This window comes from Pseudomonas sp. FA-1 (genome assembly GCF_056856075.1).
This window is the reverse complement of sequence record NZ_JBWXTH010000007.1, coordinates 137,691-159,243: the sequence shown is the minus strand read 5'-3', so window position 1 is coordinate 159,243 and position 21,553 is coordinate 137,691. Positions and strand designations below refer to the sequence as shown.

At 65.9% G+C, this 21,553-nt stretch carries 18 protein-coding genes; 1 reads left to right on the top strand and 17 read right to left on the bottom strand.

The window, feature by feature from the left end:
- Nucleotides 1-29: 29 nt before the first annotated feature.
- The 4 genes from tcuB to AC1MHZ_RS14630 form a co-directional block, all read right to left on the bottom strand.
- Nucleotides 30-1,211 carry a tricarballylate utilization 4Fe-4S protein TcuB gene (gene tcuB, locus AC1MHZ_RS14645; RefSeq protein ID WP_368829305.1) on the bottom strand — a complete coding sequence of 394 codons (1,182 nt, stop codon included), beginning with the start codon at nt 1,209-1,211 and terminating at the stop codon, nt 30-32.
- Nucleotides 1,192-2,646 carry an FAD-dependent tricarballylate dehydrogenase TcuA gene (gene tcuA, locus AC1MHZ_RS14640; protein WP_324812515.1) on the bottom strand — a complete coding sequence of 485 codons (1,455 nt, stop codon included), beginning with the start codon at nt 2,644-2,646 and terminating at the stop codon, nt 1,192-1,194. The genes tcuB and tcuA overlap by 20 nt, the downstream gene beginning before the upstream one ends.
- A gap of 148 nt (nt 2,647-2,794) precedes the next feature.
- Nucleotides 2,795-3,715 (bottom strand): LysR substrate-binding domain-containing protein, encoded by a 921-nt coding sequence (locus AC1MHZ_RS14635; protein WP_084858880.1) that lies wholly within the window; start codon nt 3,713-3,715, stop codon nt 2,795-2,797.
- A gap of 75 nt (nt 3,716-3,790) precedes the next feature.
- Nucleotides 3,791-4,846 carry an SDR family oxidoreductase gene (locus AC1MHZ_RS14630; protein ID WP_084858881.1) on the bottom strand — a complete coding sequence of 352 codons (1,056 nt, stop codon included), beginning with the start codon at nt 4,844-4,846 and terminating at the stop codon, nt 3,791-3,793.
- A gap of 73 nt (nt 4,847-4,919) precedes the next feature.
- Here AC1MHZ_RS14630 and AC1MHZ_RS14625 point away from each other — a divergent pair, with 73 nt between their 5' ends.
- Nucleotides 4,920-5,324: a MerR family transcriptional regulator gene (locus AC1MHZ_RS14625; protein ID WP_324812510.1), complete on the top strand. Its 405-nt coding sequence runs from the start codon at nt 4,920-4,922 to the stop codon at nt 5,322-5,324.
- 71 nt (nt 5,325-5,395) lie between these two features.
- Here AC1MHZ_RS14625 and AC1MHZ_RS14620 read toward each other — a convergent pair whose 3' ends face one another.
- From AC1MHZ_RS14620 to AC1MHZ_RS14560, 13 genes are all read right to left on the bottom strand, one after another.
- Nucleotides 5,396-7,306, bottom strand: a complete 1,911-nt coding sequence (locus AC1MHZ_RS14620; protein ID WP_482966548.1) for a diguanylate cyclase domain-containing protein — start codon at nt 7,304-7,306, stop codon at nt 5,396-5,398.
- Nucleotides 7,307-7,342: 36 nt separating this feature from the next.
- Nucleotides 7,343-7,897: a PqiC family protein gene (locus AC1MHZ_RS14615; RefSeq protein WP_084858884.1), complete on the bottom strand. Its 555-nt coding sequence runs from the start codon at nt 7,895-7,897 to the stop codon at nt 7,343-7,345.
- A gap of 18 nt (nt 7,898-7,915) precedes the next feature.
- Nucleotides 7,916-9,556, bottom strand: a complete 1,641-nt coding sequence (locus tag AC1MHZ_RS14610; RefSeq protein ID WP_084858885.1) for a PqiB family protein — start codon at nt 9,554-9,556, stop codon at nt 7,916-7,918.
- A complete protein-coding gene (locus tag AC1MHZ_RS14605) occupies nt 9,556-10,182 on the bottom strand; it encodes a paraquat-inducible protein A (protein WP_482966547.1) in 627 nt (208 codons plus the stop codon). Before AC1MHZ_RS14605 ends, AC1MHZ_RS14610 begins: the two co-directional genes overlap by 1 nt.
- The gene (locus tag AC1MHZ_RS14600) at nt 10,179-10,781 is read right to left on the bottom strand and encodes a paraquat-inducible protein A (protein ID WP_418889815.1); all 603 of its coding nucleotides are present in this window, start codon (nt 10,779-10,781) and stop codon (nt 10,179-10,181) included. Before AC1MHZ_RS14600 ends, AC1MHZ_RS14605 begins: the two co-directional genes overlap by 4 nt.
- A 56-nt stretch (nt 10,782-10,837) precedes the next feature.
- The gene (locus AC1MHZ_RS14595; RefSeq protein WP_482966546.1) at nt 10,838-13,312 is read right to left on the bottom strand and encodes a spermidine synthase; all 2,475 of its coding nucleotides are present in this window, start codon (nt 13,310-13,312) and stop codon (nt 10,838-10,840) included.
- A 163-nt stretch (nt 13,313-13,475) separates the two neighbouring features.
- A complete protein-coding gene (locus AC1MHZ_RS14590; protein ID WP_084858888.1) occupies nt 13,476-15,053 on the bottom strand; it encodes an arylsulfatase in 1,578 nt (525 codons plus the stop codon).
- Between the two features lie 96 nt (nt 15,054-15,149).
- Nucleotides 15,150-16,163: an HAD family hydrolase gene (locus tag AC1MHZ_RS14585; RefSeq protein WP_084858889.1), complete on the bottom strand. Its 1,014-nt coding sequence runs from the start codon at nt 16,161-16,163 to the stop codon at nt 15,150-15,152.
- Nucleotides 16,164-16,202: 39 nt separating this feature from the next.
- On the bottom strand, nt 16,203-17,510 hold the full coding sequence (locus AC1MHZ_RS14580; RefSeq protein ID WP_482966545.1) for a hypothetical protein: 1,308 nt from the start codon (nt 17,508-17,510) through the stop codon (nt 16,203-16,205).
- Nucleotides 17,507-19,105, bottom strand: a complete 1,599-nt coding sequence (locus tag AC1MHZ_RS14575) for a VWA domain-containing protein (protein ID WP_482966544.1) — start codon at nt 19,103-19,105, stop codon at nt 17,507-17,509. The genes AC1MHZ_RS14580 and AC1MHZ_RS14575 overlap by 4 nt, the downstream gene beginning before the upstream one ends.
- A gap of 1 nt (nt 19,106) precedes the next feature.
- Entirely contained in the window at nt 19,107-20,108 is a 1,002-nt protein-coding gene (locus AC1MHZ_RS14570; RefSeq protein WP_324812483.1) for a vWA domain-containing protein, read from the bottom strand.
- Complete coding sequence (locus tag AC1MHZ_RS14565) at nt 20,095-20,601, bottom strand: DUF4381 domain-containing protein (protein ID WP_482966543.1); 507 nt, start codon at nt 20,599-20,601, stop codon at nt 20,095-20,097. Before AC1MHZ_RS14565 ends, AC1MHZ_RS14570 begins: the two co-directional genes overlap by 14 nt.
- A complete protein-coding gene (locus AC1MHZ_RS14560; RefSeq protein WP_324812886.1) occupies nt 20,598-21,545 on the bottom strand; it encodes a DUF58 domain-containing protein in 948 nt (315 codons plus the stop codon). The genes AC1MHZ_RS14565 and AC1MHZ_RS14560 overlap by 4 nt, the downstream gene beginning before the upstream one ends.
- Nucleotides 21,546-21,553: the final 8 nt, after the last annotated feature.

Here is a 21,553-nt window from a genome sequence, read left to right as displayed (position 1 = left end):
ACAGGGGAGAAACCAGCTGCATTCATAGCTCACTCCCCTCCCAGACCCAGGTCGTTGGGCCGGCGCTTCTCGATCGCGAACTTGAACAGTGCCGCGCTGCGGAACAGGCCATGGGCGAACTTGCCGTAGGGCAGCGTGATGAACAGCGCCATGACCGTGCCCAGGTGTATCGCCAGCAGGATCGCCATCGCGGCGGTATCGCGCAGGCCCAGCAGCGCAAGGCCCGTGGCACTGACCAACAGCAGAAGCAGGATGAACGCGCGGTCCATGGGCCGCTGGGCAACATCGCCCTGCTCCGGCGCCCTGCGCAGGTTCAGCAGCAACAGCCCGGCCGGCCCGACGATCAGGCCAACACCGCCCAAGGTTCCGAGCAGCACCGGTGCGCTCAGCAGCGGGTACGGTGCCGGGTGGCCCAGCAGGTAGTGATACCCGGTGGCGATCACCGTAGCGGCGAAGCACAACAGAAAGCCATAGAAGGTGAAGTGGTGGAAGCGTCGACGCCAGAGGGTGTAGCGATCGTCGGCGTTGTTGCAGCCTTGGCCATGCCCGCCGTCCAGGTACTTGAGCGTCAGAGCGGCATGTGACGCCTCGAACACCGCCCCCTTGGCCGGTTGCGCCTGCATGTTGGCGGGCGACACCGAGCGCCAGAAGCGACGCACTGCCACGCTCAGCGCCAGCGCTGCTACGGCGAAGACGCTGCCGAACATCAGCGCCAGGGTATTGTGCGGGAAGACCGCATAGAAATTCCCTGCCAACCGCCCAGGCAGCAGCGTGCCGTTGACCAGCAATGCCAGCAGCAGGAACAGCGACAAGGCCACTGCCAGCGCACTGGCGACATAGACGCCGTTGCGCCGATACAAGCGCCCGAACGGGCTCGGCCAGGCATACTCGGCGTAGGTCTGCCCACGCACCTTGGCCATCGCCTGGGGTACGTTGACGGCGAACGCGTGAGGTTGGGCATACTGGCAGGCATGCAGGCAGGCGCCGCAGTTGTGGCACAGGTTGGCCAGGTAATGGATATCGGCTTTGCCGAACTGCAGCCTGCGGGTCATCGCCGGGAACACGGCGCAGAAGCCCTCGCAATAACGGCAGGCATTGCAGATGCGCATTTGCCGGTCCACTTCCTGCTCCTCCAGGTTCAGCACCGGAATCAGATCGAGGGCCGGCTGGGCAGGAGCAGGCTGGCGAGGGTCAGGCAGTTGCGCGGTCATGGCGATTCTCTTCTTTTGGATATGCGTGCCCTGCAGCCGCTGCAGCGCGGGTGCCGGCGATGCGGCCGAAGGCGGTGCCGATGGACATGCCGACACCTGCGGTGTAGCCCTTGCCCAGTACATTGCCCGCCATCATCTCGCCGGCGACGAACAGGTTCGGGCTGGGCCGGCCACCGAAATGCACAGCGGCGGTTTCATCGGTACGCAGCCCCAGGTAGGTGAAGGTCACGCCAGGGCGCAGTGGGTAGCCGTAGTAAGGCGGCGTATCGATCGGCTGCGCCCAATGGCTTTTCACAGGCTCCAGGCCCACGGTATGGCAGTCGTCCAGCCGGGTGTGGTCGAAGGTGCCGACCTGGCAGGCCCGGTTGTAGGCACGCACGGTCTCGACGAAGGCCTGCACGGGCAGACCGAGCAGGCCGGCCAGCGCTTCCAGGGAGTCGGCGGTGGCGCCAGGGAAGACCGGGGGCATGAAGCGACCGAGGGCTTTCTGGTCGATGATCGAAAACCCCACCTGCCCAGGCTGATGGGCCACAAGACGCCCCCAGATGGCGTAGCGCTTGGGCCAGAAATCCTCGCCTTCGTCGTAGAAGCGCTGCCCGTCGCGGTTGACCACCACGCCCAGCGACACACAATCGATGCGCGTGCAGATGCCGCCGTCGTACAAGGGCGCACGGGCGTCGATCGCCACCATGTGCGCCTGGGTCGGGTCGCCGATCGTGTCGGCGCCCAGTTCGATCATGCGGCGCAACAGGACTCCGTCGTTGAACCGCGTACCACGGATCAGGAAATTGTCCGAAGGCCACTCCCCTTGCGCGTTCTGCCCCCAGGCCTCGCGCAGCCACTGGCGGTTGGACTCGAAACCACCGGCAGCGAGCACGCAGCTGCGCGCCTCGATACGTTCGGCGGGCAATGGCTGCCCACGAACCTCCCGCGCCGGCACCTGTGCGGCAACGAAACGTCCGTTCTGCAATTCGATATCGGCAACCGGGGTGTCGTAGCGTACCTGTACACCCAGGTTCTCGGCGCTGCGAAAGTAGGCATTGACCAGTGCCTTGCCACCGCCCATGAAGAAGGCATTGGTCCGTGCAGTGTGCAGCGCGCCGGACAACGATGGCTGGAAGTGCACGCCATGGCGGCGCATCCACCCGCGACAGGTCGAGGACGCCCGTATCACCAGGCGTGCAAGCGTTTCGTCGGTCTGGCCACCGGTGACCTTGAGCAGGTCCTGCCAGAACTCTTCTTCCGGGTAGGACCCGACCAGCACGTCCTGCGGCGCGTCATGCATGCAGCGCAGGTTGCGGGTGTGTTGGGAGTTTCCGCCTCGCCAAGCGCGAGGGGCCGCTTCGAGCAGCATCACGCTGGCCCCAGCCTCCCGCGCCATCAGCGCGGCACAGAGAGCGGCATTGCCCCCTCCGATGACTAGCACATCGATCATTTCGCCTCCAGGTCATGAGGAGTCGAATGTTCGGGTGCTCCTCGTGACCACGGACTCTAATGAGCGGGCAAAGGGGGCGAAACGCGATTGCCGGGGGGAGGCATTCAGTTTTTCTAAAGCGCGACCCTGGAGATACCACAGGCCAGCTTCAAAGCAACCGGGCTCCCGGCCATCGGCCTTGCTCCACCAGGTCGCGAGCGACATCCTGCAGCACGATCCGGGTCGCCAACGCTGCCGGCGAAAGTTCGTCCTCGGTCAGGCTGACGATCACATTGCGACGCTGCGCCTGGGCCTGATCGATGGCAAACACGCGCAAGCCCGCCTGGTGCGCCCTGGCCACCGTCGCACCGGGCTGGATGGTGGCGGCATGGCCTGCACAGACGCAATCCATCAACAGCGACAAGCCATCGACCTCCATCACGATGCGGGCCTCCAGCCCCGCCCGCTCGAAGATCGAGCGCAACGTCGAGCGCAAACCGTGCTGCGTGCTGGGCATCACCAGCGGCAACGTCGCGATCTGCCCCAGGGTAAGGGCCTCGCCCCAATCGCCCTGGACCAGCGGGGCCGGAACCAGCACGAACAACCGCTCATTCAGAAGCGGGCGAACCTCTAGCCTAGGCCCCGTCTCCGCCTGGAACAGCACCGCCAGGTCAAGGTGCCTGGCGTTGAGTTGGTTCATCAGGTAACCCGACAGCATTTCCACCAGGTGCAGACGGATGTCGGGGTAGCGTTCACGCATCCTGTCGATCAACGCCAGGCCAAGGATCGATGCGGTGGTAGGCGCCAGCCCAACGCTGGCATACCCGCTCATGCGACCGCTTTGCGCCGCCAGGACCGCATGCTCCGCCTGGCGAAGAGCCAGGCGCGCGTGGTACTCGAAAGCCAGGCCCGCCGCCGTCGGCGATACGCCGGTGCTGGAACGGGTCAGCAACCGAGTGCTCACTTCGCTCTCCAGCTTCGACAGTTGCTGGCTCAATGCAGAGGCGCCGACCCCAAGCTCGAGCGCAGCCCTGCCAAGGCTGCCGTGCTCCAATACACTCAGGAAATAGCGAAGTTGACGTAGCTCCATACAAGTCTCTTTCAGCGATAGGGGCCGATCTGCCCTCAGGGAATCATCGAAGATCACCTGGGTTGCCTCGATGGATCAAGTGCCCATGACGTAGCGCACCGTCTTTTCCAACGCTCGGGCCATATCGGGGTGTGCCAACCGATATTTTCGTTCCAGTTGCTCGCTATGACGCATGTCGAAGCGCTGCGTCTGGATAAAGTTCAACGACTCGGCATTGACTGCCAATCGCGCCGCCAGCCCGGGAATCGCCAACAGCCACCTGAGTACCCCCATCGCCACATGGCGCCGAGGCGCCTTGACCCCTAGCGTGCCTGCCATCTGCTCGAGCATCTCCTTCAGGCTCGGCGTGTGCTCATGGAGCGCCAGGACCTGCCGGTTGGCCATCGAAGGGTCGAACGCCACGCAGGTGATCATCGCCACCAGGTAATCGACGCTGACCAATGGCAACCAGTGCCTGGCGGAACCGGGAACCGCCTTGAACCGGCCTTGTGCCAGGTTCCGGATGAGTTCGGCCAGCGGTTGCCCTTCCACGATGTGCCCACTCTCGCTGTGGCCGCATACCGTGGCGGGGTGCACGATCGTGTAATCCGCACCTGCGGCCTGCATATAACGGATAACCTCGAAATGGGACTCGAACTTGCTGCCTTCGTAGCCACCCACACGGCCGTAGACTGCAGGCCAATCGGTGTTTTCAGGGTGCTCGCTATCGATTCCGATGCGGGCAAGGTAAGGCAGATTCTGCAGCATGAAGCCGCCGACCATCAGCAATCGCATGCGCTGGCTCGCCGCAAGCCTGGCGACCCTCAACGCCCCTTGCACATTGATTGCGCGGGCGCGCTCCAGGGACAGGCCCCAGGAGAACTCCGCCGCGAGATGGAAGGTCACAGCGGCGGAAGACACGCGCTGCTTGTCCGCCTCGCTGAGCCCCAACCCTTCCCTGCCGATATCGCCCTCAACGGCCTGAAGATGCGCAGGGTTGCCGCCCAATCGGCCTACCTGCTCCCTGAGGCGCTCGATATTCCCAGGGTTGCGCATCAGCACCCAGGCCTTGTGCCCTGTCGCAGTAAGACGGGCCAGCAGATGTTGCCCCACGAACCCACTGCCGCCTGTGACGAAGCATTCCACGCTCATGCTCGATTCCTTGTCTGGATGATGGGCGCAGGCTAAGGTATAGAGCCTACTCTACAGTCAAGGCGTTTTTTCCGTGAACATTGGAGAGCTGGAGCGCCGCAGTGGTCTCGGCCGCCACGCATTGCGCTACTACGAGCAGCTCGGGCTGATCGTGGCCCATCGGCAGGCCAACAACTACCGCAACTACAGCGAGCAGACCGTTGTCGACCTGGTGTTCATCCAGCGTGCCCAGGGCGCGGGGTTTTCACTCGCCGAAATTGGCGAGATCCTCACGGCCAAGCGGGGTAACACGATCAATTGCGCGCAAGGCGCGGCCCTGGTCGCCAGCAAGATGGCTGACATTCAAACGAAGATAGCCACCCTGCAGGCCACGTATGTTTTTCTGGAAGCGGAGCGTGCGAAGCTCGAGGCCAGTGCCATTGCCAACGGGCAGACGATTCCCCAGCCTTCCATCCCTGGGCATGCTTCGCCACCCTAGGCTCCAGAACACCCTGTGCTATGCCGTCTCCAACGGGTTTCTGGCGACCTACGGGGCCCTCATTATCGCGTTCACCGCCCATCGATCGGCGTGTCTTGCGCACTGAACAGGCATACCTGGTTGCGTTGCTGCTTGGCCTCGTACATCGCCTGGTCGGCAGCCTTGACCAGGCCGTCGAGGTCGCCCGCATGCTGAGGGTACAGCGCGATACCGATGCTGGGGGTGACGAAGTCGATGGTTTGCTGCCCCACCTGCACCGGCTCGCCCAGTGCCCTCAACAGGCGAATGGCCAGGCGCTGGGCTTCGTCGGCGTGGGTACCGGGCAGGATCAAAGTGAACTCGTCCCCGCCCAGGCGGTAGGCGCGATCAGGCTTGCGCACGCCCTCGCGCAGGCGGTTGGCCATCTGAACCAGCAGGCTGTCGCCAATGTCATGGCCGAACGTATCGTTCACCTGCTTGAAGCGGTCCAGGTCGATGAACAGCAGTGCCAGCGGCCCTGTGCTCGCAGCCACGCAGCGCTTGAGGTGTTCGTAGAAGGCCTTGCGGTTGCCCAGCCCCGTCAAGGCGTCCCGGTACGCCATGTCGAACAGCTGGTTCTGGTATTCGACGTGGTCGCTGATGTCATGCAGGATGCCCCGGTAGCCACGCAGCTGGTCCTGGGCGTCGATGATCTGCGACAGGTGCGTCTCGTAGTGCCCCAGGCTGCCATCGGCGCGGTGCATGCGCCCCGCCAGCACCGGCGCGCCCTGGGCCCGGTGGGCACCGAACACTTCGCGCAACCGGGTTTCATCGCAGCCCTCCAGCCAGTCGCTGGCCGGGCGGCCGACCAGTGATTCGCCCGGCAAGCCCAGGCGCCTGGAGAATGCCGGGTTGACGGTCAGCAGCAGCCCGGCGCGGTCCAGCTCGAAATAGCCTTCCTGCATGGCCTGCAGAATCGCCCGGTCCCGCGCTTCGCTCTGCTCCAGGCGGTCGAGCATGCGGTTGGCTTCACGGCCAAGCGCCCCCAGCTCGTCCGCCCCCCGGTCGCTCAGGCGCCGGCCGGCCGACTCTGGTCCGATGGCCAGGAACTCCTGGTGCATCCTCGAGACCCGCCGCAGCAGGACCACATCCAGCCCCAGGTAGACCAGCAACCAGGCCAGCACCACAACCAGGGTGATCACCCCGAGGAACAGGTCGATCTGCTGGCGCCCCTCCACATACAGATGCCGCTCGCGAGGCAGCTCGAGCATCAGTTGCGGCTCGTCCAGGCTGTCGCTGAACTGCAGGAAGATGCGCTGGCGATTATCGTCCACGACCTGGCGGGGGCTGATGGTGATCTGTTCCTGGCCTTCGAACAACGCGCTTTGCGCAGGGCTCGCCGGAGGCGGGCGCAAGCGCAGCTTGCCGTTGAGCTTGCGCTCCAGGTCCAGGGTGCGCGTGCTGCTCAGGAAATGCCCGGCGAACAGGGTACCCCTCGCGCCGGGCTGCAACTGGCCGATGTCCACCGCCACCAGGATCATCGCCGCGCCCTGCACGGCCACCAGCTGGCCCCTGTAGTGCCGGGTGTTGCCCGCCCGCTCCAAGTGCTGGACCAACCGCAGCACGTCGTCGTGCAGAGCTTGCACGCCAGGCTGCGGCACGCCTTCCAAGGTCGCGATGGCAGAGGGTTCCAGGGCCTGCCACTGGGCCGCGCTCACCTTGCCCTGCCCATCGAGGTGGACCAGGAAGTCGAAGTTCATGCGGCTCAACAGCCGGGGCGTCACCGGCAGGATATCCGTCGCGGCAGGCGCCAGCGAGGAGACGAAGTTCTGCAGCCGATCACGGTCGCGCTCGAACAGATTGTCCAACAACGCCCGCACCTGTTCCGCCTCGGCCACCAGCAGGGTGTCGTCCTCACGGTCCAGGCGGTTCAGGATCAAGCCATGGGCCAGCAGGTAGACCACCAGCAGCGCCACGGCCAGCGGAGGCCCGAACAGCCAGAACAATCTTTTGCGTAGCGTCATCGGTGGCTCCTGCCCAGTACCTGCAAGCGCCTGCCGCTAGCGAGCCGACGCCGGGCAGTGTGTCGTACCTGCCCGGCTCGTTTGCGCGATCGTCGCAGCCAGCTGCCTCAGGTTGGCCTGGTGGGCCGCGACCAGGCCACTGATCGTGGCATCGGCCGGTGCCTGCAGCGTGCTGTGACAGGTCAGCCCGGTGTCCGTACCCGCAGGCCTCAGTCGCCAGGTCGCGTCCAGCAGGGCATAGCGCCCGGGCACCGAATCGAAGCGCTGCACCTCCACGCGCAACGCTGTTCGAGGTGAGGCGCCGGTCGGCGCGCCCAACTGGTCCTCCAGAGCGTTGCGGAACTCGTCGACGAGGTTGGCGCCCCACCATTCGGTCTCCAGGATCGCCAACCCGCTGTCGCCCTGGCGCACCACCATCTGGGCGCGATCGACCTGCGGAGGCATCAGCACCTTCTCGATCTCGATGTTCACCCCAGCCGGGCGTGCCGCCGGCTGGGCAGGCACCAGGGTGTGGTAGTTGATCGGCGCGCTGCTGCACCCCTGCAGTGCGATGGCCATCAAGGTCCACAACAGCTTTGGCATCTTGCGCATGTCAGGTCACTCCTTGGTTCAGTTCCGCAGTCGGGTGGCGTCGATGGCTTTGGGGCGTCCGCGGATCAGCGACTCGGGATGCCGGCCGAGGTAGTCGGACAAGTCGCGCAGCGAACGTGACATGCGTTCCAGTTCGTTGAGGGTGTCGCTCATCTTTTCGCGTTGTGGCGACCCTTGCGCGAATGCCGAGTCCGCACTCTTGAGCGTGCTGCGCACCTCTTCCAGGGTACGGTTGATGCCTGGCAGGGTCTGGCTGTTGAACTGCTTGAGGCTGGCCTGCAGCTCCCGTAGGCTGGCATCCAGGTTGCCGGCGATGCTCTCGATCGGCAGCTCGCCCAGGCGTGCGATCACCCGCTGCAACTGCTCCTGCAGCTTGTCCAGGCTGCCGGGCACGGTGGGGATCCGCAGCGGGCGTTGCGAGGCATCGAACGTGACCTTGGGCGCGTCGGCATAGAAGTCCAGGGACACATACAGCTGCCCGGTCAGCAGGTTGCCCGTACGCGCCTGTGCCCGCAGGCCATGCTCGACGAAGCTGCCGATCAGGTGATTGCCCGCCTCCTCGTCGCCCGGTGGGCGCTTGAGCCCTTTGAACATTTTCTGGTAGACCGCCCCCAGCCGCTGCGGGTAGACCACTGCATCGACCATCACCGGGAAGCTCTGCTTCTGCTCGTCGTAGTCCAGCTCCACCGCCGTGACCCTGCCGAACTCCACGCCCATGAACTCCACCGGGGCGCCCACCGCCAGGCCACGCATGGACTGGTCGAAACGCAAACGTAGAAACTGCTGCTTGCCGGTCGGCGGGGCCAGCGCGGTATCGCGGTCGGCATACAGCTCGAACGCCTGCTGATCCTGGGCCGGCTCGGCCTGGCCGGCCGACTCTGGCTCACCGAACACCAGGCCACCGACCAGAATCGACGACAAGGACTCGGTGTTGACCTTGAGGCCATTGGCGCCCAGGTCCACATCGATGCCGCTGGCATTCCAGAATCGCGTATTGCGGGTGACGAAGGCATCGTTGGGGGCCTGGATGAAGATGCCGATGTCCACCCCTTTGCCGTCCGGCTGCAAGGCGTAGGAGATCACCTGCCCCACCGGGATCTTGCGGTAATAGATCGACGAGCCGATATCGAGCGACCCCAGGTCCTTGGCATGGAGGGTGAAGCGCTTGCCCTTCTCGCCGTAGGTGATCGGTGGCGGCGACTCGAGCCCGGTGAACACCTTGGCCGGCTTGGTCGACTGGCCAGCGTCGGCGCCGATGAAGTTGCCCGACAACAAGGTATCGACCCCCGTGACGCCGCCGGCACCGATGCGCGGCCTGACCACCCAGAACTGCGCGCCCTCGGTGGCGAACGACTCGGCCTCCTTGGACAACTGCACCTTGGCGACCACGCTCTTCTTGTCCTCGGCCAGCTCGACCGAGGTCACTTCGCCGATCACCACGCTGCGGTACTTGACCGGCGTCTTGTGTGCCACCAGGCCTTCGCCTGTCTTGAAGGACAGGGTGATCACCGGCCCCTCCTGCATCCAGCTGCGCACGACCAGGGACGCGCCGATCAACAGCGCGATGATCGGCACGATCCATACCAACGAGACATTCCAGCGCCGGGTATGGATATCTGCCGGCCCCGCCGTGGGCTGCCGTTCGCTGCCTTGCTCCATCAGGAGTCCTCCGTGTGTGAAGCATTGTCCCAGATCAGTCGCGGGTCGAAACTCATGGCCGAAAGCATGGTGAATACCACCACCAAGCCGAAGAACAGGATGCCGGCACGCGGCTCGATGGTGCCCAGTTCGCGCATCTGCACCAGTGCCGCGACCAACGACACCACCAGCACATCGAGCATCGACCAGTAGCCGATCAGCTCCACGAAACGATAGAGCTTGGTACGCTGCCGACACGCCCAGGCGCTGTGGCGCTGCACGGTGACCAGCAGCATCAGCATGGCGATGAACTTGATCGCCGGTACGCCGATGCTGGCGATGAAGATGATCAGGGCAATGTCCCAAGCCCCGCTTTCCCAGAACTCCAGCACGCCACCGCCGATGGTGCTGTCGCTGCCCTGCCCCAGCATCTCGGTATGCATCACCGGCAACAGGTTGGCCGGCACGTAGAACACCAGGGCTGTCAGCAGGTAGGCCCAGGCCCGGGCGACGGCCTGGCTCTTGCGCGCATGCAACGGCGCGCCGCAGCGCTCGCAATGGTGCAGGCGCAGGCCGAGGTCGCAGGCATGACCGCAGCCATGGCACAGGCACAGGCCCAGCTCGGATGCCCGCGGCGGCAGGCTCATACCAGCTTCCACAGGTCACGGATGTCGCGGCCGGCGATAGCGATCAGCAACACGCTGAGCGCCGCCATCGCCAGCAGGCCGATGCCCGGGATCACGTCTAGCAGGCCAGCCAGCTTGATCACCGCCACCAGGGCCCCCAACAGGCACACTTCCAGCATGCTCCAAGGTCGCAATGCCTCCAGGCCGCGCATGCACAAGGCGAATGCCGGCGCACGCCTGCCCGCCACGGCAAAGACGAGCACCCAGATCAACAAACCGACTTGCAGCGTCGGGGCGAGGATCACCGCCAGCGCCACCACCAGGGCGATGAAGGTGATGGTGCCATGGCTGAGGATCAGCACCGAGTCCCACAGCGTGGCGCTGTTGCTCAGGCCTTGCATGCTGATGGTCATCACCGGGTAGAGGTTGGCGAAGGCCAGCAGGATCGCGCCAGTCACCCCCAGGGCCAGGCGTTGCTGCACGCTCAGGGCGGTGTGCCGGTCGAGCACGCCGGCGCAGCGCAGGCACACTGCCCGTTGGTGCTTGCCCAGTGCATTGCGCTGGTACACCGCGTCGCAGTACTCACAGATGATCACGTCCTGCTCCACCGTCCTCTCCATCGCTCGTAGTGCTCGCTTGCAAGGCTAGCCAAGGATTGCCCGTATGGCATGCGGCGTTATGGCTGGCTGGGCAGGAACCAGCGGTAGTACGGATTATCGCCATCCTCCCGCATCACCGCCCTCACCTCCCGGGCCCAGCCCTGGCGGTCGCCGCGGTAGGCCAGCAGGCTCACGCCATAGAACCGGCGCAGGCTGCGCCACTGGTCATCGACCTCGCCCAGGAAGGCCGGGCTGGCGTTCAGTAAAGGCGGCTCGCGGCGCAGTGCCAGCAGCACCGGCAACACCCGGGTGATCTCGCGGCTGCGCACCCACGGTGCGTATTCGATGCGCGGCTGGTCGTCCGTCACCGGGCGCGCATCGCCGGCATAGCGCTCCAGGCCCTGGCGATCGGTGATCCAGGTCGCCAGCAGGGCCGCAGGGGAGTCGACACCCACCTCGGCCAGTGCCGCGGCCACCTCCGGCTGCGCGAAGCGTTCCTGGATCCGCACGGCATCCAGCTCCAGCGGCTGCAACGAACCGATCATCAGCATTTCGTGGAACTCGGTGGTCCACAACGCGGCGTGGGGGAATACATCGATGAAGCTGCGCACCAGCGAGCGGCTGTCCTCGTCGTTCTGTGTCGGCAACGGCAGCCACTGGGCCACCAGACCATGCTCGTCAAGGCGGCTGGCGGCCAGGGCATAGAAGTCGCGGGAGTAGAGATTGACCACGCCGGCGGCCGAGGGAGGCGGCGGCTCCAGGGTGATCATGTCGTAGCGGGTGGCGCTGCGCAGCAGCTCGCGACGACCGTCGCGCAGGCGGATGTCCAGGCGCGGATCGGCGATCGCGTCGAAGGTACCACGAAAATGCGGCGCGGCCCGCAGCACTTCCGGCAACAGCTCGGCCACCACCGGGTGCTGCAGGCCATGATATCGGAGCATGGCACCGGCAGTGATGCCGGTGCCGAAGCCGATCACCAGCGCCGAGCGTGGCTCGCCCCGGTGCACCAGCAGCGGCAGCAGCGCCTGCAGGCGCATGTAGCGCAGCGACGGCATGGCATCGCCGGTATTGGATACCCCCTGGATGTACAGGCGGCTGAACCGCTTTTGCCCTGCCCCCTGCTCCACCACGGCCACGGTGCCGCCCCGGCCTTCCTCGTAGAAGCTCAACTGCCCACTGCGAGTCGCCGGCATCAACTGCGCCAGGTGCTCGGGCGAGACCAGCAGCCCGCAGGCCAGGGTGGCGCCACCGGCGAGCGCGACACCCACGCGCAGGCGCCGGCTCACCTGGACACCGCGCCAGGCAGCCAGGGCGCCGATGGCCGCCGCAAGCACAGCGAGCACGGCCAGGCTGCGCACCAGCCCCAGTTCGGGGACCAGCACGAACCCTGTGAGCATCACGCCCAGGATCCCGCCCAGGGTATTGAGCGCGACCACCGCGCCGACGTCACGCCCCACATGGGCGCTGTCCACCGCCAGGCGCAGGGCCAGGGGGAACGCCGCGCCCAGCAGGATGGTCGGCAGGAACACCACGCTCAGCCCGGCAACCGCGAAACGCGCCGACATCCCGGCCAGTTCACTGCCGCCCAGGGCCAGCACCCAGCGCTCGGCCTGGCTCTGCGCGCCAACCAACCATTGGCCCAGCCCGGCCACCTGGAGGATCGCCAGCAGCCCGGCCGAGGCGATCAGCAGGCCGAACGCCCCCCAAGGGTCACGGATACGGTCGGCATGCCGGGCATGGAGCGCACTGCCCAGCACCAGGCCGCAGAGGTAGGTGGCCAGCACCACGGCGAAGGCGAACGCCCGGGTGCTCATGAACTGTACGATCGATTGCGTCCAGACCACCTCATAGCCCAGCGCCACGCCACCGGCCAGACAATACAGGGCGATGGCCAGGCGGGCCGACGGGCTGCGCGAGACCGGGCTGACGGCAGTGCCTTGCAACGGTTCGGCGGTAGTGCGGGCCAGCGGCAATGCCGCCCCGGCGGCTAGCACATTGAGCAGCGCGGCGGCGCAGGCACTGGCCAGCACGCCAAGCGATGGCAGCAGCATGAATGCGGCAGCCAGGGTGCCAGCGATGGCACCAGCGGTGTTGGCCGCATACAGCCCGCCGCCGGCACGCCCCACCTGCCCCTGCACCGGGGCCAGGGCACGTACCAGCACAGGCAAGGTGCCGCCCATGAAGAAAGCCGGCAGGCCCACCAACAGCAACGGCAGCCCCCAGGCCAGCGGCCCGAGGCTGTCCTCCAGCCGGGCAAAGGGGCCTGCCGCGGCGCCGAGCGCCGAGGTGGCGGCTACCCCGAGGATCGCCACCAGCACTTCCAGCCCGGCATAGAGCAATACGGGGCGACGCAGGCGATCGGCCCAGCGGCCGAACGCCAGGCCGCCCAGCGCAAGGCCCGCGAAAAAGGCACTGATGGCGGTCGTGACGGCGTACACCTCCACTCCCACCACCAGGGAAAGTTGTTTGACCCACAGCACCTGGTAGACCAGGGCCGCGGCGCCGGAAAGGAACATCAGCAAGGCGGCTATCGCCAGCTGGGGTCGCGCCATGGTCGAGGTTTCCTGAACTGCCGCGCCACGAGGGCGTGAACGGGATTGACTGGCGGCTGAAGACATTGGGACGCCTTATCGTGCGAAAGAGGCCTGCGTCGGTACACCGCCGCAGGCCAGAAGGCGAACGCAGGCATGGCCTGCGCCCGGTCCAGGTCGGCGCTTACTTGGCGCCTTTGTTCATCTTGGCCTCGATCTGCTTGTCCACGTCGGCACGGATCTGGTCGATGCTGAAGCTCGCCGGACGCTGGCTGGGTGGGTAGTCGACGAACGTCTGCAGGAAGGCGGCCGCTCGGCGGGTGCCTTCGAAGATCAGGTAATCGTTCTTCGCCACCCAGTCGTAGTACTGGTCAGATACCACATCGGCCCGCTCATATGGGTCCATGCGCAGGTTGAACAGTTTCGGCACCCGCAGGCAGGTGAAAGGCTCGCTCCAGACCTTGAAGCCACCAGGCGCGCGCTGTTCGCAGAACACCAGCTTCCAGTCGTTGTAACGCATGGCCACAAGGTCACCGTCATCGCTGAAGTAATAGAATTCCTCGCGGGCACTCTTGTCCTTCTTGCCCGTCAGGAAGTCCAGCTGATTGTAGCCGTCCAGGTGCACCTTGAAGTTCTTGCCGCCCACATCAGCCCCTTTGAGCAGGCGCTCCTTGATGTCCGTGCTGCCTGCCGCTGCCAGCAAGGTGGGGAACCAGTCCAGCCCCGAGAACATCTGCGTGGTCACCTCACCCGCCTTGATCTTGCCAGGCCAGCGCACCATGGCCGGAACCCGGTAGGCGCCCTCCCAGTTGGAGTTCTTCTCGTTACGGAACGGCGTGGTGGCCGCATCCGGCCAAGACCACTGGTTTGGCCCGTTATCGGTGGTGTAAACGACAATGGTGTTGTCGGTCAGCTTGAGATCGTCCAGCGCTTTGAGCAACTTGCCGACATCGCCGTCGTGCTCGAGCATGCCGTCGGCATACTCGTTGCCCACCATGCCGCTCTGCCCTTTCATTGCTTCGCGTACGTGGGTGAAGGCGTGCATGCGCGTGGTGTTCATCCAGACGAAGAATGGTTTGTCAGCCTTGGCCTGTTTGTCGATGAAGTTGATCGCGGCCTGGGTAGTGTCGTCGTCGATGGTTTCCATGCGCTTGCTGTTCAGCGCACCGGTGTCTTCTATCTTGCCGTCGGCCGTGGAATGAATCACCCCACGTGGAGAAGCAGCCTTGACGAAGGGGTCGTTGGGGTCCTTCGGCCAGTAGGGACGCTCAGGCTCCTCTTCGGCGTTGAGGTGATAGAGGTTGCCGAAGAATTCGTCGAAGCCATGGTTGGTCGGCAGGTACTCATCGCGATCGCCCAGGTGGTTCTTGCCGAACTGGCCGGTCGCGTAGCCCAGGGCCTTGAGTGCCTGAGCGATGGTCACGTCGCGGTCCTGCAGGCCGACCTTGACGCCAGGCATGCCGACTTTGGAGAGGCCGGTACGCAAAGCCGACTGGCCCGTGATGAATGTCGACCGCCCCGCCGTGCAGCTGTTCTCGGCATAATAGTCGGTGAACATCATGCCTTCCTTGGCGATACGATCGATGTTCGGCGTCTTGTAGCCGACCACCCCATGCGAATAGGCACTGATGTTGGTCTGGCCGATGTCATCGCCGAATATCACCAGAATGTTCGGCTTGTCCGCGGCCACCGCCATCGAACACCCCACTATCGCCGTCGCCGCGAGTGCGAACTGCGATAACCACCTTCCTCTGCGTTTCATTGGTGCTTCTCCGTTCCAGTGACTTGTCGTGATCCACGACTGCTCAGTCGAGAGGCCCGACCGCACACTGGCGCTCTCTCGATGTCGCTGTGGTTATCAGTGCTGGTTGACGTCCTGATCGAAGGGATAGACCCGGTTCCACTCCCTGGCCATGTCCACGATCACCCAGTCTTTGTTCCTGGCTTCGTCCAGTGCCTTGTCCAGCCGGCCGACCTGGCTCTGACGGTCATAAGCCCATTCGCGCTTGGCATCGGTGTGGTGCACCAGGCCTGCGAACCGGCGGCCGGGGCCGGCCATGGTCCACTGCAGCATTTGCAGGTCGCCGTCGGAGTTGCCGAAGGCGAGGATCGGCCGACGGCCGATATAGGCGTCGATACTTTCCGGCTTGCCGGCGCCATCGTCGTTGTGGGTGAGCTTGGCCAGGCGCTGTATGGAGAGCTGCCCGTCCTGGTCCTGGAAGCGGGTGGCGAAGGTGGTGCCGATCACCTGCTCCGGCGGGATGCCGTAGACTTCCTCGGCGAAGGTGCGCATGAACGCCACCTCACCGCCGGAGACGATGTAGGTCTTGAAACCGTTGGCGCGCAGGTAGGCCAACAGCTCCAACATCGGTTGGAAGACCATCTCGGTATAGGGCTTTTGGCTGCGCGGGTGCACGCTGCTGGCCAGCCAGCGACGTGCGTTCTGCTCGAAGGTGTCGTTGCTGATGCCGGTGTGGGTGGCGGTGACGATCTGCATCAGGCCACGCATACCGCTTTCGGCCAGGGTCTTGCGATCGTCTTCGAGCACCGCCTTGAACGGCTGCTGGGTCTTCCACTCCGGGTGCTGCGGGGCCAGACGCTTGACCTCGGCCAGGGCGAACAGCACCTGGAAGTACAGAGGCTGCTCGCTCCACAGCGTGCCATCGTTGTCGAACACGGCGATACGCTCGGCGCTCGGGACGTAGTCCTTGCCCTGCTCATCGGTCACCGCCTCGACGAACGCCACGATCGCCTCGCGCGAGGCGCCGTCGTTCCACGAGGGCAGAGGCTCGGCCGCGTGGGCCGCCAAGGGCAGCAGCAGGCAGAGGGTGAACAACCAGCGCGCCGGGCGCGAAGCGAAATTCAAGTGCATGTAACTTCCTTGATCGATGCAGCTGGCATGACGCCGAATTCAGGGGTTGAGCTTCTTCAGGCCATGTCGGCCGGATGATGGCCGGTTTTGCTCGGTAACCGTACGTCGCAGCGCCGGCAACGTGTCTACCACCTGGGCTGCTGTGGCGGCCTGCCGAAGCGAAGCGCCGTAACGGGCTCCCAAGAAAGCTAGCAAACATTTGGAAACAGCAGCGGGTAACGAAGGAAGACCTGTACTCATTTCGCGACACCCTGTCGTGCGCCTGATCCACAGGTACAGGGCGCTCAGTTGTGGCGGTTCCTGGCGCAACTGGCCGGGTATCTGCCGCCAGGCATGCTCAGCGCTGGCCAACCAGGCCGCCTTGCGCCGTTGCCGCCAGCGCCCCCAAGCGTCCCGCAACGTCAGATACCAACCCCGCCCGAAATAGACCAGGCCGCCCAGCAGCACCAACGCACAGGCGGCCAGCAGCCAATGGCTGGCGATATGAACCCGAGCTGTCCGGCCCAGCGCACGCAAGTCGTCGCTTATGGAAAACGGTGCCTGGTATACCGCGGCGTCCGAAGCCTCCAGTTCCAGCGCGGGCACGCTCGCCGAGTGGGCTTCGCCGCTGTCGGCATCCCACCACTGCAGTTCGATGGGCGGCAGGCGGTAGTGCCCGGCCTCGGTCACCACATAGGTGACGGCATCCTCGCGCTGGCCGCCGCTGATACCGCCACGGCCATCGCTCAACGGCGCGACCACCGGCGGCTGCACATAGCGTCGCAGCCCGTCGATCTCGCTGAAGGCCGGCGCAGGAATCAACATCGCCTGGGCACCTTCGGCCCGTACCTGCAGCCGCCGGGTGACACTGTCGCCCACGCGCAGCGGCTGATGGGAATGTTCCAGTTGCTGCGTGAACTGCAGCGCGCGGGCGACCAGATGCCGCCCCTGCCCGGCCCCGGCGGGCTGCCGGGCGACGAAGTGTTGTGGCGGGCTCTCCACCATCACCGGCCCACTGCCCTGCCCTGGTGTGACCTGGATGGCCAACGCCGGGATATCGAAGGGTTTGGCCTGCTGCGGCGTGATCTGGTAGCTCAGGCGCAAACCAAAGAACGCCTTGCCATCGATCCGCTCGTTCAGGTGCGTGGCTTCACTGCTGGGCGCGGCCACGACGGCACCGTCCAGTTTCAAGGCTGGCAGCTGCGGCGCGGCATCGAACCAGGTATCGACCAGCAGGTCGATCTGCAAGCTCACCGTGCCGCCGACCAGCACCGTATCGGCCGGCAGCAGTTGGCTGCGCACGCGTACCTCGGGCTCGGCGGCCTGCACCAACAGTGGCACCAGCAGTATCCACAACAGGCATTTCATGGCATGGCCTCCGTGGCGGTTGGGCGAGCGGCGTCCTGGAGCAGGAACTTGCGCTTGAGGAACTGGGCCGGCGAGGTGTTGAGGTTGTCCAGCCACGCCTGGTCTGAGCCCTGCCCGGCCGCGGTGCGCTGGACGTCCTTGCCTTTCCCGGAGGCGTTGTCGAGCACCACCTTGTCGGCCTTCTCGTCTGGCGGCCCCGCCTCCTGCTGGGCTTCGCGGTCCTTTAGCAGCGCCTGGGCCAGGGCCAGGTTGGCGCTGGCCTCGGGGAACTGCGCCTGGCGCTGCAAAGCCTGCTGATAGGCCACGATCGCCTGGTCGAACTTCGACAAGCGCACGTACGCATTGCCTTGGTAGAAGTACGCAATGGCCGTGTCCAGCTGCGCCAAGCTGTCCAGGGCCGTGTCGTAGTCGGCCGCGTGGTAGGCCGCCACGCCCTTCCAGTAAGGGTTGGCAAAGTGCTCGGCCGCCTCGGGGTAGTGCTGCTGCTCGTATGCCCAGCGCCCCTGTTGGTCGGGCGTGAAGAAGGCGTCGGCCAGCGCGCCGGCGTGGGCCGGCTGCGGGCCTGAGGCAACGCCCAACGCGACCAGCCAGGCTCCCAGCCAGTGCACGCGCCAGCCGCGGCGCATGCCCAGCAACGCCAACGCCAGCAACGGCCAGCACAGCCAGTAGCCTGCGTCTTTCCAGTGCAGTGGCTGCCCGTCGTCCTGGGCGGCCTGGAAATGCTGCTGGGCATGCAGCTCGATCCAGTCGAGGTCGTCATCGTCCAGGGTCAGGCTGCCCAGGGGCGCGTCCGCGGCCTCGGCGAGCTGCTTCAAACCCTCGGCATCGAAGGTGGCGCGCCGTGTCCGGCCACTGACGTCGGTGCTGGGGCGGCCCTGGGCGTCATGCACCACCCCGGCCTGAGGGGTACCGACGGCAAGCACCAGCACCTGCAAACCACTGCCGCGCACCTGCTTGCCGATCGCGTCGAACTGGCTGGCGTCGGCACCATCGGTGACCAGCACCAGCGTGCCGGGGGCGTTCTCGGCCACCAGCAGGCGCTTGGCCAGAACCACCGCGCCGAGGGCATCCTTGCCGGGTTTGTCGATCAGCGTGGTGGACAAGGCCTGGAGGAAGCTGTCGAGCAAGGCTGGGTCGTCGGTCGGTGGCAGCACCAGGTGGGCGCTGCCGGCATATGCGATGAGCGCCGTGCGGCTGCCGGCGCGCCGCTGGATCAGGTCATGCAGCTTGTTGCGCGCGGCAGCCAAGCGTGAAGGCGGGACATCGTCGGCGTCCATCGAGGGCGAAAGATCCAGGGCCAGGATCATCGCTGCCCGATTGTCGAGGAAGGCCGGTTTGTCCTGCTCCCAGGTCGGCCCGGCCATGGCGACCGCACCCAGGGCCAGCATCGCTCCCAGCAGGTGCACCGGGCGAAAACGCTGCTGCTCCCCGGGCGTGATCAGCAGATGCTCGACCAGGTGCGGGGCGATGATGCCCTCCAGGCGTCGCAGCAGGTTGTGGCGGCGTGCCCACAACCAGGGCAGCAGCAGGCCCGGGACGATCAGCAGCAACCAGAGCGGCCGCAGGAAATGAAAGGCACTCAGATCGATGTCCATATCAACGCTCGGTCCTGGTCAGGTGTGCAGGGCTCGCCCGGCGCGCAGTGGCCAGGGCAGCCACGCCATGGCCCAGCAACAGGGCCAGCAGCGCAGCACCCAGAGGCCACCAGAACAGGTCGCGCCTGGGTTGGTGGCTGAAGGTCTTCACCCGGTGCGGCGTGATGTGGTCGAGCGTGGCATAGACCTGCTGCAGCGCGTCCCGGTCACCGGCACGGAAGAACCGGCCGCCAGTGGCCTGGGCGATGTCCTGCAGTGCCTGCAGGTCGACCTTCGCCTCGCCGCTGGCTTCGGGGTCACCAATGCCGATGGTGTGCACCACGATGCCGCGATCCCGGGCCATGCGGGCGGCGTGGTCCGGTGTGATGGCGCTGCCGGTGTCGTTGCCGTCGGTCAGCAGGATCAGCACCTTCTCCTGCTCCTTGGCCTTGTCCAGCAGCTTGATGGTCAGCCCGATCGCGTCACCCAGGGCAGTATTGGGGCCGGCCATGCCGATACCGACCTCATCAAGCAGGATGCCCAGGCTGGCGTGGTCCAGGGTCAGCGGCGCCTGGGGGTAGGCACCGGTGCCGAACACGATCAGGCCGATACGGTCGTCCTTGCGCCGGGCGATGAAATCCCGCACAACCCCTTTGACCGCCTGCAGCCGGTCCACGCGTTGGCCGGATGGGTCCGTGTAGTCGGTGGTGGCCATGGATTGGGATATGTCGATCGCCAACATCAGGTCGCGCACCGGCCGCTCGCGCTCGATGGGCTTTTCCACCAGCACCGGCCGTGCGCAGGCCACCAGCAGCAGCACCCACACCGACAGGTTCAGCAGCAGTTGCCAGCGTCCGCCGCCCGCACGGGCGGTGCCCGGCTCCTGGCCCACGGCACGGCTCATGGCAGCGAAGAACGGCACGCGCAAGGCGCTGCGCGACTCGCGGTAGGTGGCCAGGTAACGCCAGGCCAGCCAGGGCAAGGGCAGCAGCAACAGCAGCCAGGGGTACTCAAGTTGCCACATGGTGCACCTCGATCCATTGCCGGCAGGTCGCGATCAATGCCTGAATGTCGCTGTCGGCCATTGCCACTATCTGGTCCGCCGGGGCATAGGCCAGCAGTGCCAGCCGTCGCGCCAGCTGCCCGGGCAGCTGTACTCGGCTATGGCGTTGCAGGAAGGCTTGCCAGTCATCGCCGCCCAAGGTCGCGACCGGCCCCTGACCGGGCATCGAGAGCGCCACGCGCTTGAGCAGTTGCGGCACTTCGCGCAGGGCCGCCAGGCGTTGCACAGGATCGTTCAGCGCTTGGGCCAGCACCTCCAGGCGAGCCAGGGCCTCGCGGCGATAGAGATTGCGCCGCCAGCGCAGGTAGCGCCAAGTGGCCAGGCCTCCGGCCAGAGCCAACAGCGCCACCAGCAGCACCAACCACCCCCAGGTCTGCGGCCAATAGCTGACGTCGATCGCCGGCAGCGGCAGTTCGCGCAACTGGTCGATGCTCGGCGTGCTCACCTGGCTCATCGCGTCACCGCCGAAAGCCGTCCCAGCTCCGCACGCAGCTGCTCCAGGCTGTCGCGCCCGGTGCTGAACATCATCAGCGGTACCTGGCTGCGCCGAAGCAGCGTGGCGACGTCCTTGAGCCGCCCCGAGAGGAAATCCCCAAGCGGGCGGTGCACCTGGCGCCGTTCGATCTCCAACTCCACCTGGACCTGGCCCTGGGTAACGGTCACCCGCCCGCGGTCGGGCAACTGCAGAGCGATCGGATCGAACACCTGCAGGGCCAGGACATCGTTGTGCGCGCCCAGCTGACGCAGCAGTTGCAGGGTCTGCGGCGACACGCCGGCGAAGTCGCTGACGATGACGATCAAGTGATCGTGCCCGGCGATGCCCAGGCACTGGCGCAATACCCTGTCGAGCTGACCCGGCTGTTCCTCGTCGGTTTGCGAGGCATGCAGTGCCTGGTTGTGGCGCACGATCGCCGCGCACAATGCCTCCACCCGCGCCCGGCTGCGCAGCGGGCGGATCGTCTCGATGGCCTGGTCACCGAACACCAGCCCGCCCACCCGATCGCCGGCATGCAGCGCCATCCAGGCCCCGATCGCCCCCAGTTCGGCAGCGGTGACCGACTTGAAGCTGCGCTGCGAACCGAAATACATGCTCATGCGCTGGTCCACCAGCAGCAGCGTCGGGCGGTCGCGCTCCTCGGTGTAGCTGCGCACGAACGGTTTGCTGTAGCGCAGCGATGCCCGCCAGTCCAGGTGACGCAGGTCGTCCCCGGGGGTGTACTGGCGCAGTTCGTCGAAGCTCAGCCCACGGCCGCGCAGGCGCGCGGCATGGCTACCGGAGAGCACGCTGGACAGCGGTTGGCGTGACAGGAAGCTCAGGCCGCGCACGCGATGCTCCAGCAGCATCAGCTGCTCCAGCGAGGCGTAGACGGCGCCGTCGGCGACCACGGGCTTGTGCATGGCGCCCC